This is a genomic window from Aggregicoccus sp. 17bor-14, assembly GCF_009659535.1.
In the GTDB taxonomy this organism is placed as follows: domain Bacteria; phylum Myxococcota; class Myxococcia; order Myxococcales; family Myxococcaceae; genus Aggregicoccus.
Window position 1 is genome coordinate 22,219 of record NZ_VJZZ01000009.1, and the last position, 14,843, is coordinate 37,061.

Here is a 14,843-nt window from a genome sequence, read left to right on the forward strand (position 1 = left end):
ATGACCTATCTCGACTACTTCGAGCTCACCCAGGAGCCGTTCTCGAACGCGCCGGTGAGCCGCTTCTATTACAACTCCACGCAGCACTCGCAGGCGCTCACCCGGCTGATGCACGCCGTGAGCTACATGAAGGGCCTGTCCATCCTGGTGGGGGACATCGGGGCGGGCAAGACCACGCTCGCGCGCCGCATGCTCGACTCGCTCCCGGAGAGCGAGTACGAGGCCGCGCTGCTGGTCATCATCCACTCGGGCATCACCGCGAACTGGCTGCTGCGCCGCATCGCGCTGCAGCTGGGCGTGGAGAGCCCCGCGCAGGAGAAGCTCGCGCTGCTCAGCCAGCTCTACCAGCGCCTGCTGCAGATCTACGAGTCCGGCAAGAAGGCCGTGGTCCTCATCGACGAGGCCCAGATGCTCGAGACGCGGGAGATCATGGAGGAGTTCCGGGGGCTGCTGAACCTGGAGGTCCCCGAGCGCAAGCTCATCTCCTTCGTGTTCTTCGGGCTCCCGGACATCGAGAAGAACCTCAAGCTGGACCCGCCGCTCGCCCAGCGCGTGGCGCTGCGCTACAAGCTCGAGCCCTTCACCGCCGAGTCCACCGAGGCCTACGTGAAGCACCGGCTGCGGCTCGCCGGCTGCCCGCGCCTGCCCTTCACGCCCGAGGCGCTGCTCGCGGTGCACGAGCACTCGGGCGGCACCCCGCGCGTCATCAACACGCTGTGCGACAACGCGCTCTTCGAGGCCTTCCTCTCCCGCGAGGAGACCATCAACGAGCAGCTGGTGCACCGCATCGGACAGAACCTGGGCCTGCAGCGCGGCGCGGCCGGGGCGGAAGGCGCGGCGGCGCTCGCGGCGACCGGGACCTCCGGGGCGGGGGCAGCGTCCGCTCCCGCACGCTCGGCCACGGGCGGCAAGCTCGACCTGGCCGAGATCGACCGCTACCTCGAGGGGCTGGGTAAGCTGTAGCGGCCGTGACGCCCACGCACCGGAACGGCGCTCGCAAGGCGCTCCTGCTCGTCCTGCTGCTGCTCGCGGCGAGCGTGGCGCTGCTGCGCCGCCCGGAGACGTGGGACGCCGCGTGCACGCTCGCGCGCCGCGAGCTGCCCGGCCTCACCGGGCTCGAGGTGGGCATCGGCCGCTGCGAGCTGGACCCGCTCGCGCAGACGCTGCGCCTGCGCGGCCTCTCGCTGTTCGTCCCGGGCACGGACACGCCGCTCTTCGCGGCGGACCTCGCCGAGGTGCAGCTGGGCTTCGTCTCGCCCTTCTCGGGGCGGCTGCCGGTGAGCCGGGTGCGCGTGGACCGGCCGCGCGTGAGCCTGGACCTCGCCCAGGCGCGCACCGCGCCCGCCGCGGCGACGGGCGCTCCCGCTGCGCCCACCTGCCCGCTGCAGCAGCTCGAGCGGCTGCGCGTGGGCCGGCTGGACATCCGCGACGCCGAGCTGCGCGTGGCGCTGCCGAAGGGGCGGCGCGTGGAGGTGGGCGGGGTGGACCTGGACTGGCGCGAGCGCTGGGGCGCCGCCGAGTTCGACCTCGAGGCGCGCGAGGGCCGGGTGCGGCTGGGCGAGGCGCAGGGGCCCGAGCTGCAGGGCCCCGAGCAGCAGGGCCCGGAGGAGCTCGTGCTGGGCCGCCTCGTGCTCTCGGGGCTGCTGGACCCGGACGAGGCGCTGCTCGAGGTGGACCGCGGCGAGCTGGCGGTGGAGGACGTGACGCTCTCGCTCAGCGGCAAGGTGGAGGAGCTGTGCAGCCCGGTGCTGGACCTGGACGTGCAGGCCTTCGTGCCGCTGCGCACCGTGGCGCGCATCGCCGCGCTGCCTCGCCCCGCCGAGGGGCACGTCTGGGCGCGCGTGGGGCTCAAGGGCCGCCCCGAGCACCTGAGCGCGAGTGCGGACGTGTCCACGAGCGGGCTCGCGTACGGCGCCTACGCGCCCGGCAGCCTCACCGCGCGCCTCTCCTACGGGGGAGAGCTGCTGCGCGTGGAGGAGCTGGTGGTGCCCGCGGGCGCGGGCAAGGCCACCGTGCGCGGCGAGCTGCGGCTCACGCCGGGCCTGCCCACGCAGGCCACGCTGGAGGCAGAGGGCGCGAGCCTCGCGCGGGTGCTGGAGAAGGCGGGGCTGCCGGGCGCGTGGGTGGACTTCCCCGCCACCGGCACCGCGCGCGTGGCCGGCACGCTGCTGCCGCGCCCGCAGCTGCACGGCGACCTGGACCTGCGCACCGGGCCCTTCCGGCTCGCCACGCGCCCCTTCGACCAGCCCTCGCGCAAGGGGCTCGAGCTGCTGCACTTCGAGCGCGGGCACGTGCGCGCGCAGCTCAACATTGGCCCGGACCAGGTGCGCTTCGGGGCCTTGAGCGTGGAGACGGCGAAGAGCCGCGTGCAGGGCGAGGCCACGCTCTACTACGAGCCCAGCCGCGGCCTGGACGTGCGCGGCAAGGGCGAGCTGGACCTCGCGGACTTCGGGATGATCGCCGAGCTGCCCTGGAGCGGGCGCGGCGGCGCGGAGTTCGAGGTGACCGGCCCCTACAGCGACGTGCGGGTGGGCGCGGCGCTGTCCCTGCGCGACTTCGTCTTCTGGGGCTTCGGGCTGGGCGTGGTGCAGGGAAGGCTCTCGTACGCGGACGGCACGCTCGCCTTCCCGCACGTGAGCGGCCAGAAGGGGCGCACCCCGTACACGGGGGGCGGCGCGCTCACCTTCGGCCCCACGCTGCACACGCGCGGGCGCATCGAAGTGCAGCACGGGCGCACCGAGGACCTGGTGGACCTGGTGGCGGGACTCAGCCCCTCGCTCGCGCTGATGCAGGGCACGCTGGGCGGCACGGTCTCCGGCAAGGTGGCGGTGGAGGGGCCCGCGGACCACTTCGGCGGCGGCATCGAGCTCGCGCTGCAGGACACCACCTACTACGGCCGGCGCATGGGCAACGGCACCGCGCGCCTGCGCTTCGTGGACGGCAAGGCGCTCGCCATGGAGCGCACCGTGCTCGAGGGGCCGCTGGGGCGCACCTGGGCGGAGGGCACCTTCACCTTCCTCGGCGGGGGGCTCGACTACCGCTACGGCGGCGAGAAGCTCTCCCTGCCCGAGCTGGTGGGGCCCGAGCAGGCGGCGCGCCTGGGCATCGAGGGCACGCTCGCGCTGGAGGGGGAGGTGGGCGGCAACGCGGACCTGCCCACCGCGAGCGGTCGGCTGAGCGCGCCCAACATCCGCTTCGCGCAGCGCGACCTGGGGCCCCTGAGCCTCGAGGGGCGCATGGTGGGCAAGGACTTCCAGCTGTGGGGCAAGCCCGCGCGGGATGCGAACGGCTTCGTGCGCGTGAAGCTGCGCGAGCCCTTCCCCTACGACGCCTCGCTCACGCTCACGCTGCCGGAGATCCGCCCGCTGCTGCCTGCGGTGGCCGCGGCGCAGGGGCTGAGCGGCTCGGTGTCCGGCGTCATCAGCGCGCAGGGCAACTTCCGCGACCCCGCGGACGCGCAGGTGGGCGCCACCTTCGAGCGGCTGCGGCTCTCCCGCGGCGACTTCGCGGGCGAGAACGACGGCCCGGTGGTGCTCACCTTCAGCCGCGGGCGCCTGGACCTGCAGGCCTTCACCTTCCGCGGGCCCAACACCGAGCTCGCGGCGGCCGGCTGGGTGGGCCCGGAGCGGCTGGACCTGAGCATGCGCGGCGCCATGGACGTGCGCCTGCTCGAGAGCTTCGTGCCGGGGCTCGAGCGCACCGGCGGCACGCTGGAGCTCAACGCGGTGGCGAGCGGCCCCTTGCAGAGCCCCACGCTGATGGGCAGCGCCGAGCTGCGCGACGCGAAGCTCGCCCTGCGCGACCAGGCCCTGAGCGTGCGCGGGCTCAACGGCCGGCTCGAGTTCACCGAGCACCGCGTGCTGCTCGAGGACCTGCAGGGCCAGCTCAACGAGGGGCGCGTGGCGGTGCGCGGCGACGTGCGGCTCGAGCGCTTCGAGCCGCAGCAGCTGGAGCTGGGACTGCAGCTCACCGACGTGGCCTTCCGCCCGACGGAAGACCTGCCGCTCACGGCCTCCGGAGAGCTGCTGCTCAGCGGCAAGCCGGACGCGCTGCTGCTCACCGGCGACCTGGAGGTGGTGCGCCTGCGCTACCAGAAGGGCCTGGAGCTGGACGCGCTGCTGCAGGGCCTGGGGCGGCGCAGCGTGCTCAGCGCCTCCAGCGTGGAGCGCCCGCGCGAGTACCTCACCCTGGACGTGAAGGTGCACCTGGGGGACGTGCGCGTGGACAACAACCTGGCGCGCGCGAAGCTGCTGGGCGACCTGCGCCTCACCGGCACCAACACGCGCCTGGGCCTGCTCGGCACGCTGGAGGCCGCGGAGGGCAGCCGGGCCTTCTTCCGCAACAACGAGTTCGCCATCACCCAGGGCGTGCTCGAGTTCAAGGACCGCTACGCCATCGATCCGGTGTTCGACCTGCACGCCACCACCCAGGTGCGAGACCACCTGGTGAAGCTGCACGGCTTCGGGCGCATCGCGAGCCCCCAGGTGCTGCTCGCCAGCGAGCCGGACCTGCCCGAGGGCGACATCCTCAGCCTGCTCACCCTGGGCGTGATGAGTCGCGACAAGGAGGCCACCGCGGCCACCGGCGCCAGCCTCGCCGCCGAGGCCCTGTTCAACGTCTCCGGGCTGGACCGCCAGGTGCAGCGCTTCCTGCCCAAGAACCCGCTGCTGCGAGATCTGTCCTTCCAGATCTCCACCGCGTACAACGCCTCCAGCTCGCAGGTGGAGCCCACCGCACAGCTGGAGTCGAAGTTCCTCACCGAGCAGCTTAAGCTCACCATGCAGCAGCCCGTCAGCGGCCGGGGCACCCGCGCCCGCGCCGAGTACCGCTTCGACAACCGACTCTCCACCCAGGCCCAGTGGGACAACGAGCACAGCGACGCGGCGTTCGGCAACCTCGGCCTGGAGCTCAAGCTCAGCTGGCAGGTGGAGTAGCGCGCGCGCTCGCCCTGGCGCTGGCGCTCGCGGCGGGAAGCGCCCTCGCGCAGGCGCCCGCGGCCGCGCCGGCGGCCCCACTTCCTGCCGACGCCCCGCTGGACCCGCGGCCGCTCATCGCCGGGGTGGAGCTGCACCTGCCGGCGGGCGTGGACACGGCGGGCCTGAGCGAGCTGGTGGCGGTGCGCGCAGGCCAGCACCTGAGCACGCGCGCCGTGCGCCGCTCCATCGAGCGGCTGTGGGCCACCGGCCGCTTCACGGACGTGGTGGCGCGGGTGCAGGAGGGGGGCGCAGGCGCCGGAGTGACGGTCGTCTTCGAGCTCACCCCCGTGAAGCAGCTCGCGGAGCTGGGCATCGTGGGCAACGTGGTGCTGCGCGACGAGCAGGTGCGCGCGGCGAGCGGCCTCGCCGAGGGCCGCCCCTTCGACCCGGACGGGCTGGACGCGGCGCTGCGCGCCATCCAGGACGCCTACCACGCCCGCGGCTACGACTCGGCCCAGGTGCAGGTGGAGCGCCGCGAGGTGCCCGGCGGCGTCTCGCTCACGCTGGTGGTGGACGAGGGGCCTCCCACGCGCGTGGCGGCCGTCACGCTCGCGGGCAGCCCCGGCCTGCCGCTGCCCGAGCTGCTCGGCGCGCTGGGGCTGCAGGTGGGCGGCGTGCTCGAGCGCGCCGCGCTCGCGGACGGGGTGGAGCGGCTGCGCACCCGGCTGCGCGAGCAGCGCTTCTACCGGGCGCGCGTGGACGAGCCGCAGGTGAAGGTGGAGGGCACCCGGGCCAGCATCTCGGTGCCGGTGCAGGCCGGCCCCCAGGTCAGCTTCCACTTCCACGGCAACCACCACTTCACGGACGCGACCCTGCGCGACGTGCTCGCCTACGACGCGAGCGAGCCCCTGGACGCGGTGATCATCGGGCGGCTCTCGCGCCGGCTCGCCGCCTTCTACCGCCACCGCGGCTACCACTCGGTGCGCGTGGAGCCGCGCGAGGTGCCGCGCCCGGACGGCGCCGAGCTGGTGCTGGTGTTCGAGGTGGAGGAGGGGCCCCCGCTGGTGGTGCGCGAGGTGCGCTTCGAGGGCAACACCGCCTTCGACGACGAGACCCTGCGCCAGGCGCTGTTCGAGCGCGTGCGGGTGAGCGCCCCGGACACCGGCAACGCCCCGCGCCTGATGGACGACCCGCTCGCCATCGAGGGGCGCGAGCGGCGCGAGCAGCTGCGCGATGCGAACGCGCCGGACCCCTCCACCGTGTTCGTGGAGGGCCCCTACCTGGAGGCCGCGGACCTGATGACCGCGGCCTACCGCGAGCGCGGCTACCTGCAGGCCCAGGTGCGCTTCGCCGAGCTCGTGCGCGAGGAGGACACCCGCACGGCGCGCGCGCGCTTCGTGGTGCACGAGGGGCCCCAGGCGCGCGTGGCCAGCCTCACGCGCGAGGGCTTCCCGGTGGGAGGCGCGCCGCTGCCGGGCTCGCTCGCGCCGGGCTCCGTGTTCGGCTTCCCCGCGGTGGAGCGGGACCGGCTCGCGCTCGGCCACGCGCTGGGGCGCCGCGGCTACCTCTTCGCCAAGGTGGAGGCGCAGACGGACGTCTCGGCGGACGGGCGCGAGGCGCGGGTGCGCTTCCGCGCGGAGCCGGGGCCGCAGGTGCGCGTGGGGCAGATCATCCTCCAGGGGCTGGGGCGCACCGAGGAGTCCACCGTGCGCGCGAACCTCAAGGTGCGCGCGGGCGACGTGCTCGACCCCGAGGCCCTCTTCGAGACGCAGCGCGCGCTGGTGCTGCTGGGCATCTTCCGGCAGGTGACGGTGCGCCTGCTCGCGCCGGAGACGGTGGAGCCCACCAAGGACGTGGTGGTGGAGGTGCGCGAGCGGCCGCGCATCGACGGCGAGGTGGCCGGCGGCTACTTCCTCGTGGACGGGCCCCGCGTGCAGCTGGACACGGCCTTCCCGAACGTGAACGGCAGCGGCCTCAACCTGAACGCCCGCGGCAAGCTCAACTACGTGGGCTGGAACGCGCAGGTGCTCTCCGGCGAGTTCGACTGCCCGCGCGAGTGCGAGGAGCTCACCGGCCTGCCGGGCCTCGGTGGCCAGGGCACGCTCTCGGTGGCGCAGCCGCGCCTGTACGCGCTGCTGCCCTTGGAGGTGGGCGCGCGCCTGGACGTCATCGGCGAGCGCGTGCACCGCGCCTCCTACGTGTCCACGCGCGCCGCCGCCGTGGCCAGCCTCGACTGGGCCGCCACGCGCTGGCTCTCGCTCAGCCTGCAGTACCAGCTGGAGAACAGCCGCGTGCGCCCGCTGGGCGTGGCCGGCACGGAGCTGGTGAGCAGCGGCCGCCCCGAGGAGGAGCGCACCCGCTTCGACTACGGCGTGTTCGGCCTGCACTCGCTGCGGCCCACCGCCACGCTGGACTTCCGCAACGACCCGGTGAACCCGCGCCGCGGCCTGCTGCTCTCCACCAGCGCGGAGCTCATCCGCGGCCTGAGCGTGGCGCCCACGGACGCGCAGGGAAACCCGCTGCCGGCCTTCCCCATCAACGGGCTCAAGCTCTCGGGCACCTTCAGCGTGTACGTGCCGGCGGGCAAGCGCGCGGTGCTCGCAGCCAGCCTGCGCGGCGGCACCGTGCGGCAGCTCGAGTCCGGCGCCCGCACCATCCCGCCCAAGCGCTTCTTCCTCGGCGGCTCCACCAGCCTGCGCGGCTTCCGCGAGGACAACCTGCTGCCCGAGGACCGCCGCCGCTCGCTGCACACGCAGCTCGCCGACTGCCGCGCGCTGCTCAACCCCGCTGGCTGCTCGCAGGAGGCGCTGGTGCTGCTGGGCGGCGACAGCCTGCCCAGCCAGGGCGGTGAGCTCTTCACCCTGGCGAAGCTGGAGCTGCGCGTGCCGGTGTACCGCGCCCTGGACGTGGGCCTCTTCACCGAGGCGGGCAACCTCTGGCTGGACCCGGCCGCCTTCGACCTCGCCATCCTGCGCCCGGTGGCCGGCGCGGGCCTGCGCTACAGCACGCCCGTGGGGCCGCTCGCGCTGGATGTGGGCGTGAACCTGCACCGCGACCGCGAGGTGAACGAGCCCAGCATGCAGGTGCACTTCGCCATCGGCCTGTTCTGAGTGGGCTACATTGCCGCCCTGTGTTCTACCGGCTCGTCCAGGCAGTGGTGGCCTTCGCGGTGCGGCTCTTCTACCGGGTGCGGGTGAGCGCACCCCCGCTCGAGCCCGAGGGGTCCGTCATCTTCGTGGGCAACCACCCCAACGGGCTGATGGACCCCGCGCTCGTCTTCATCCTCACCCGGCGCAAGGTGACCTTCCTCGCCAAGGCGCCGCTCTTCGCGCTGCCGGTGCTGGGGGCGCTCCTGCGCGGGCTGGACGCGCTGCCCGTGTTCCGCCGCCAGGACGACCCCGGCCAGATGAACCGCAACGAGGGCACCTTCGAGGCCGCCACGGGCGCGCTCGTCGAGGGACGCGCGCTCACGCTGTTTCCCGAGGGCAAGAGCCACTCGGAGCCGGGGCTCGCGGAGCTGAAGACGGGCGCGGCGCGCATCGCGTTTCGCGCCCAGGCGCGCGGGGCGCGGGTGCGCATCGTGCCGGTGGGGCTCACCTACGCGGAGAAGCACCGCTTCCGCAGCGAGGTGCTCATCGACGTGGGGCCCGCCATCGAGGTCGCGGACTTCTCCGTGCCTTCGGGCGAGGGCGAGGGCGAGGTCGCGGCGGTGCAGCGGCTCACCGAGCGCATTGCGCAGGCCCTGAAGGAGCGCACCCTGAACCTCGCCGCCTGGGAGGACCTGCCGCTGGTGCGCACCGCGGAGCAGCTCTACGCCCTGCGCCAGGGCGAGCGGCCGGCCTCCGAGCGGCTGCGCACCTGGGCGCGCGGCCTGGAGCTGTTCCGCGCGGAGCAGCCCGCGCGCTTCGAGGCCGTGCGCGCCGAGCTCGTCGGCTTCCAGCGCCGGCTCGCCCTGGTGCGCGCGGACCCCTCGGACCTCGCGCTGGGCTACCGCCCGGCGGAGGTGGCGCGCTTCGTGGGCAACAACCTCGCCTCGCTGCTGCTCGGCCTGCCGCTCTTCGCGCTCGGGGTGCTGCTCTACGTGCTGCCCTTCCAGCTGCCGCGGGCCTGGGTGCGGCTGCAGCGCACGGAGCTGGACGTGCAGGCCACGGTGAAGTTCCTGGGCTCGCTCGTGCTGGCGCCGCTGTGGTGGGCGCTGCTGACCTTCGTCGCCTGGCGCGTGGCGGGCCCCGCGTGGGCGCTGCTCGTCTTCGCCGCGGCGCTGCCGCTCGCGCTCTTCACCCGCTACTTCCTCGCGCGCTGGCGCGAGGTGCTGCGCGACGTGGCCGTCTTCTTCGCGCTCGGCAGCCGCGCGCGGCTCAAGGCGCGCCTCCTGCAAGAGGGCGCGCGGCTCTCGGCAGAGGTGGAGCGGCTCGCCGGCGAGTACGGCCCGCGCGTCAGCCCGCCGCAGCCGGGCGCGCCGGCGGCGGAGGCGCGCTGAAGGGCGCAGGGGGCCGCGCGAGCTGCTCACCCAGCCAGCGCGAGGCCACCAGCAGGGCCGCGCCGCCGAAGAGCACGGGCACCGCGTTGAGCTCGATGGCGAGCCCGTAGGAGCCCGCATCCGCGATGGCCCCGATGGCGGTGGGGGAGAGCGCATCGCCCAGCAGGTGGATGCACAGCACGTTGAAGCCCATGGCGAAGGCGCGGAAGGCCGGCGGCACGCAGTTCACGATCGCCGCGTTGATGGGCCCGCTGTTGAGGAAGAGGAGGAACTGCGCCACGAACACCGCCGCGCAGATGGGCCAGAAGCCCTGCACCTTCGCCGCGAGGTAGATGAAGGGGGCCGCGCCCAGCAGCCCGAAGCCCGACATGCGCAGGCCACCGCCCGCGCGCCGGCGGTCCAGCCGGTCTCCGAGCCGCCCGCCCACCAGCGTGCCCACGATGCCCGCGAGCACCGTCACCACGCCCAGCACCAGGCCCGCGTTGTCCTCGGCGAAGCCGCGCTCGCGCACGAGGAAGGTGGGCATCCACACCGCGATGCCGCCGATGGAGAAGGTCATCAGCGTGTAGCCCAGCGTCGTCGCCCAGAAGGCGCGGTTGCGCGCGAGCCCCTTGAGGCCCACGAGGAAGGGCAGCTTCACCTCCGCGTCCGGCCCGTCCATGGCGCCGCGGCGCGGCTCCCACATGGTGAAGGCGAGCAGCGCGAGCAGCAGGCCCGGCACGCCCGCCGCGTAGAAGGCCACGTTCCAGGAGTAGGCCTTGGTGAGCCAGCCGCCCAGCACGTAGCCCAGGCCCGCGCCCACCGGGATGGCCACGTAGAAGAAGGCCAGCTTCGCGGTGCGCTCGTCGCGCGGGTAGAGGTCCGAGATGATGGAGGGCGCCACCGCGCCGTAGCCCGCCTCGCCGACGCCAATCACACAGCGCGCGACGAGCAGCATGCCGAAGGAGGTGGCGAGGCCCGAGGCCCCCGTGGCGAGGCTCCACAGGAGCACGCTGCCGCCCACCAGGAGCTTTCTCGGCAGCCGGTCCCCGAGGAAGCCCCCCAGCGGCGAGGCCACCATGAACACCACGATGAAGAGCGAGGCGAGCAGGCCGCCCTGCTTGCCGCTCAGGCCGAACTGCTCCTGGATGCGCGGCATCGCCACCGCGATGACGTAGCGGTCCAGGTAGTTCACCAGGTTGATGAGCGTCAGCACGAACAGCGCGAAGCCTGCGCGGCGGGAGACGGAAGCGGCAGCGCTCATGACGGGACTCCTCCGAAGCGGTGGGCGAGCAGGCCCCAGCGAAGCCCGCGGTCGCTCACCCGCAGGCTCGTGAGCCCCAGCGCGCGCACCGCGCACAGGAGGATGAGCGCGCCCGCGGGCACCACGTCCGCGCGCTTGGGCTGCAGGCCGGGCAGGGCACGGCGCTCGGCGAGCGGCAGGCGCCAGAGCAGGTCGGTGAGGCGCTCGAGCTCCGCGAGCGACAGCGTGCCCGCGTGCACGCGCTCGGCGTCGTAGGGCTCCACGCGGTGCTGCACGGCGTAGAGCGTGGTGACGGTGCCGGCCACGCCCACCAGGCTCGCGCCCGCGGGAGGCGGGGGGAGGGCGGAGAAGGTCTGCGCGAGCAGCGCCTCCATCTGCGCCCGCTCGCTGGCCTGCGGCGGATCCGCGCGCACGAGCCGCTCGGTGAGCCGCACCGCGCCCACGTCGAAGCTGTGGCGGAAGGCCACCTGCCCCTGCGCATCCCCTGCGGCTCCATAGATGAACTCGGTGGAGCCCCCGCCGATGTCGATGACGAGCAGCGGGCCTGCCGCCCCGGCCGCGAAGTCCGCGTGCACGGCGGCGAAGGAGAGCTGCGCCTCGAGCGCGCCGGAGATGATCTCCACGCTCAGGCCCGCGCGGGTGCGCGCGGCCTCGAGGAAGTCCTTGCCGTTGTGCGCATCTCGCGCGGCGCTGGTGGCGGACACCGCGATGTCCCGGGCGCCCAGCGCGCGCGCCTCCTGGGCGAAAGCCTCCAGCACCCGCAGCGTGTCCTCCATGCCCGCGGGCGAGAGGACGCGGCTCTGGTCCACGCCGCGGCCCAGACGGGTGATCTCCGCGCGCTCGCTCACGGCGGTGAAGCGCCCGTCCGCCTGGCGCTCGGCCACGAGGAGGAGGACGGAGTTGGTGCCGATGTCGATGGTGGCGAAGCGGGGAGCGGCGGGGGGCTGCGGCATGGCCCCGAGTCTAGACGGGATTGGCCAGCAGCGTGACGAGCGCGTCGCCCAGCCGCTCGTACTCCGAGGGCGTGTTGTACAGCTGCGCGGAGATGCGCACGTGGCGGCGCGGGCGGCGGGGGAAGTTCACCACCGGCACCTCGATGCGGTGCTCGAAGTAGAGCCGGTCCTGAAGCGGGTCCAGGAAGAGCGGCGCCCGCGGCTCGTAGGGCGCTGCGTCCGGCAGGGCGACGGCGGCCATGGAGCCCACCATCTCGTCCGGGCAGAGCGGAGGGGTGCCCAGGCGCGCGCTCAGCTCCGCGCGGGCCACCAGGGCCTTCGCGCGGTTGTCCTCCATCACGCCGGACCAGCCGCCGGGCACCATGCCGCCCATGAGTGAGAGCGCCTTGGGCACGCAGAGGAAGGGCGTGTAGTCGTCCGTGCCGGTGAAGTCGAAGTCCAGCCGGAACTGCGAGCGATCCTGCCGCCCCGAGTTGAAGCCGTGGCTGATGGACAGCGGGCGGATGGCCTTCTGCAGGTCGCGGCGCACGTGCAGGAAGGCCGCGCCCTTGGGGGCGCACACCCACTTGTGCAGGTTGCCCGTGTAGTAGGCCGCGCCCAGCGTCTCCAGATTCAGGGGCAGCATGCCGGGGGCGTGCGCGCCGTCCACCAGCGTCTCCACGCCGCGCTCGCGCAGCTGCTGCACCAGGCGCTCCACGGGGAGCACCAGCGCGGTGGGGCTGGTCACGTGATCGATGAGCAGCAGGCGGGTGCGCGGGGTGACGCGCGCGAGCACCGCCTCCACCACCGCGTCCGCGCTCGGTACGGGCCAGGGCAGGGGCGCCACCACCACCTTCGCGCCCCAGAGGTCCGCGGCGTGCTGCAGCGCATTGCGCGAGGCGTTGTACTCGTGGTCGACCGTGAGGAGCTCGTCGCCGGGGCTGAAGCGCAGGGAGCGCAGCACCGTGTTCACGCCGGTGGTGGCGTTGGGCACGAAGGCGAGGTCGTCCGCGTGCGCACCGAGGAAGGTGGCCAGCTGGGCGCGCGCGCGGTCCAGCAGCTCCTCCAGGTCGCGGTGCATGAAGCGCACGGGTCCCGCCTCGAGCCGGGCCCGCAGCTGCGCCTGGTGCTCGAGCACCAGGGTGGGGCAGGCGCCGAAGGCGCCGTGGTTCAGGTAGGTGACCTCGGGGTCGAGGCTCCAGAAGGGGCGGAAGGCGCTGTCGCTCATCGGGCGCTCGCCGTGCCCCAGTCCGGGGTGAGGTGTGTGCCCGGGTCCATGGGAAGGGGCACCTGGTTGTTGCCGTCCGCGGTCATCACGTAGAGGCGCGCGGGGCCGGTGCGGGTGGAGCTGAAGACGATGAGCCGGCCGTTGGGCGAGAAGCTGGGCTCCTCGTTGTTGCCCTGGTCCTGGGTGAGGCGGGTGATGACCCCGGTGTCCACGTTCACCGTGAAGAGGTCGAAGGCGTTGCGCTCGTCGCGCGCGGTGAAGGCGATGAGGTCGCCGCGCGGGCTCCAGTCCGGGGTCTGGTTGTAGTTGCCGCGGAAGGTGAGGCGGCGCACGCCGGTGCCGTCCGCGTTCATCACGTACACCTGGGGGCTGCCGCCGCGGTTGGAGACGAAGGCGAGCCGGCGCCCGTCCGGGCTCCAGCTGGGGCTGGTGTTGATGCCGAAGCCGTCCGTGATGCGCTTCTTGCCGCTGCCGTCCGCGGCCGCCACGTAGAGGTGCGCCCCCTCGCCCTCGGCGAGCGCGTAGGCGATGCGGCTGCCGTCCGGCGAGTAGGCCACGCCGGTGAGCATCTGGCGCGCCTGCACCAGCGGCACGGGCGCCGCGCCCCCATGGCTCACGAAGAGGTCCGGCTGCCCGCTGCGGTAGGTGGTGAAGGCCACGTCCCCGTTGGGCGCCACGGTGGGCAGCAGGTTGATGCCGCCCTGGGTGAGGGGCTTCGCGTTGCGCCCGTCCCAGTCCGCGACGAAGACGTCGCGGTTGGGGCCGGCCTTGCGCACGAAGGTGAGCCGCGAGGTGTAGGGGCCGGGCTCGCGGGTGAGGTGGCGGTAGAGCGCGTCCGCGAGCGCGTGGGCGAGCGCGCGCGGCTGCGTGGGGCCGAGCGCGACCTTGAAGTCCTCGCGGCCGCTGCCCACGCTGAAGAGGCGCAGCTCGCCGCGCAGCTGCTCGCCCGAGCCCGTGAGCGCCACCTTCACCAGGCTGTCCGCGCCCACGTCGGCCCAGCGCGCGAAGTTGATGCTGCCCGCGGTGAGGCCCTCCTTCGCGTCCGCGAGGAAGCCCTTGCGGTCGAGCACCTGGAAGAGGCCGCTCGCGGCGAGGTCGAAGCTCATCGCCTCGTCGAAGGCGGGGGCGCTCGGCTGCGCGCCCGCGTCCGCGAGCGGCTGCGGGTAGGCGAGCGGGAGCGGGCGGAAGTTCGCGCCGGAGATCTGGATGACGGGCGCCTGCGCGAGCGCGAGCGCGGGCAGGAGGAGGGCGGCGAGGAGCAGGGCTTTCACGGGCGGAACTCCAGGACGACGCCGTCGCGCTGCAGGGCGTTGCGCAGCGCTTCGGGAGGGGGCGAGAAGGGAGAGGCGCGCTTGACCGCGGCGAGCACGGCGGCGTCGAAGAGGTCGTTGCCGCTGCCCTTGGCGAGCTTCACGTCGATGACCTCGCCCGAGCGGCTGATGCGCAGCGCCACCTGCGCGCGCAGCTGCAGGCGCTCGGAGTCGGGGATGGTGTCGGACACGTCGTAGCGGCGCTTCACCTGGCTGGAGAGCAGGCCGTAGTAGCGCTCGCCCTCGGCCGTGGCGGAGTCGCCGTTGGGGTCGCCGTCCTCCTCGCCCTCCAGCTCCTCCGGCTCGCTCTTGCTCTTGCTCGTGCGGTCGAAGGCGCCGAACAGCTTCTTGCGCCGCTCGGCGGCGCTGTCGCCCTTCTGGGGCGGAGGCTTCGCGGCGGCCGGCACCGCGAGCGGCGCGGGGCCGGCCTCCACGGGCTTCGCCGGCTCGGGCGTGGGCGCGGGCGGGGTGGGGGCGGCCTTCTCCTCCTTGGGCGGAGGCGGCAGCTCCTCCTTGCGCGGCAGGAGCGCCTTGTCGCGCGGCTTGCCCTGGCGCACCAGCGTCGCCGTGATGGGCTTCGCGTCCAGCGGCAGGGCGGGCTTCGCGATGACGAGGTTGTAGATGAGCCCCGAGGCCACGAGCACCGCGTGCGCCATCACGCTGGCGAGCAGGAAGCGGCGCACCGGCGAGGGGCGGCTGACGAGCAGGCTGTGGCTGACGGCGGGGTGCATGGC

At 74.0% G+C, this 14,843-nt stretch carries 9 protein-coding genes; 4 read left to right on the plus strand and 5 right to left on the minus strand.

Going from position 1 to position 14,843, the window contains the following annotated elements; genetic code table 11:
* The 4 genes from FGE12_RS17810 to FGE12_RS17825 all read left to right on the plus strand — a co-directional run bounded on the left by FGE12_RS17810 (nucleotide 1) and on the right by FGE12_RS17825 (nucleotide 9,396).
* The gene (locus FGE12_RS17810; protein ID WP_153867714.1) at nucleotides 1-963 is read left to right on the plus strand and encodes an ExeA family protein; all 963 of its coding nucleotides are present in this window, start codon (nucleotides 1-3) and stop codon (nucleotides 961-963) included.
* Between the two features lie 5 nt (nucleotides 964-968).
* Complete coding sequence (locus FGE12_RS17815) at nucleotides 969-4,934, plus strand: translocation/assembly module TamB domain-containing protein (RefSeq protein ID WP_194798003.1); 3,966 nt, start codon at nucleotides 969-971, stop codon at nucleotides 4,932-4,934.
* 125 nt (nucleotides 4,935-5,059) lie between these two features.
* Nucleotides 5,060-8,026, plus strand: coding sequence for a POTRA domain-containing protein (locus tag FGE12_RS17820; RefSeq protein ID WP_194798004.1), 2,967 nt, complete (start codon nucleotides 5,060-5,062; stop codon nucleotides 8,024-8,026).
* Nucleotides 8,027-8,046: 20 nt separating this feature from the next.
* Nucleotides 8,047-9,396 carry a 1-acyl-sn-glycerol-3-phosphate acyltransferase gene (locus tag FGE12_RS17825; RefSeq protein ID WP_194798005.1) on the plus strand — a complete coding sequence of 450 codons (1,350 nt, stop codon included), beginning with the start codon at nucleotides 8,047-8,049 and terminating at the stop codon, nucleotides 9,394-9,396.
* On the opposite strand, the gene FGE12_RS17830 is transcribed toward FGE12_RS17825, so the two are convergent.
* Genes FGE12_RS17830 through FGE12_RS17850 form a run of 5 tightly spaced genes read right to left on the minus strand, consistent with a single transcriptional unit; the run spans nucleotide 9,353 to nucleotide 14,840 of the window.
* On the minus strand, nucleotides 9,353-10,639 hold the full coding sequence (locus FGE12_RS17830) for an MFS transporter (protein ID WP_153867716.1): 1,287 nt from the start codon (nucleotides 10,637-10,639) through the stop codon (nucleotides 9,353-9,355). The genes FGE12_RS17825 and FGE12_RS17830 overlap by 44 nt on opposite strands.
* Nucleotides 10,636-11,592, minus strand: coding sequence for a Ppx/GppA phosphatase family protein (locus FGE12_RS17835; protein ID WP_153867717.1), 957 nt, complete (start codon nucleotides 11,590-11,592; stop codon nucleotides 10,636-10,638). The genes FGE12_RS17830 and FGE12_RS17835 overlap by 4 nt, the downstream gene beginning before the upstream one ends.
* Before the next feature lie 10 nt (nucleotides 11,593-11,602).
* The gene (locus tag FGE12_RS17840; RefSeq protein WP_153867718.1) at nucleotides 11,603-12,799 is read right to left on the minus strand and encodes an aminotransferase class V-fold PLP-dependent enzyme; all 1,197 of its coding nucleotides are present in this window, start codon (nucleotides 12,797-12,799) and stop codon (nucleotides 11,603-11,605) included.
* Nucleotides 12,796-14,070 (minus strand): DPP IV N-terminal domain-containing protein, encoded by a 1,275-nt coding sequence (locus tag FGE12_RS17845; RefSeq protein ID WP_194798006.1) that lies wholly within the window; start codon nucleotides 14,068-14,070, stop codon nucleotides 12,796-12,798. The genes FGE12_RS17840 and FGE12_RS17845 overlap by 4 nt, the downstream gene beginning before the upstream one ends.
* On the minus strand, nucleotides 14,067-14,840 hold the full coding sequence (locus FGE12_RS17850; RefSeq protein ID WP_153867719.1) for an energy transducer TonB: 774 nt from the start codon (nucleotides 14,838-14,840) through the stop codon (nucleotides 14,067-14,069). Before FGE12_RS17850 ends, FGE12_RS17845 begins: the two co-directional genes overlap by 4 nt.
* Nucleotides 14,841-14,843: the final 3 nt, after the last annotated feature.

Bases quoted from the DNA above. Each gene is read 5' to 3' on its own strand.
- FGE12_RS17830 (WP_153867716.1), bottom strand. From the start codon at position 10,639: ATGAGCGCTGCCGCTTCCGTCTCCCGCCGCGCAGGCTTCGCGCTGTTC.
- FGE12_RS17840 (WP_153867718.1), bottom strand. From the start codon at position 12,799: ATGAGCGACAGCGCCTTCCGCCCCTTCTGGAGCCTCGACCCCGAGGTC.
- FGE12_RS17835 (WP_153867717.1), bottom strand. From the start codon at position 11,592: ATGCCGCAGCCCCCCGCCGCTCCCCGCTTCGCCACCATCGACATCGGC.
- FGE12_RS17810 (WP_153867714.1), top strand. From the start codon at position 1: ATGACCTATCTCGACTACTTCGAGCTCACCCAGGAGCCGTTCTCGAAC.
- FGE12_RS17850 (WP_153867719.1), bottom strand. From the start codon at position 14,840: ATGCACCCCGCCGTCAGCCACAGCCTGCTCGTCAGCCGCCCCTCGCCG.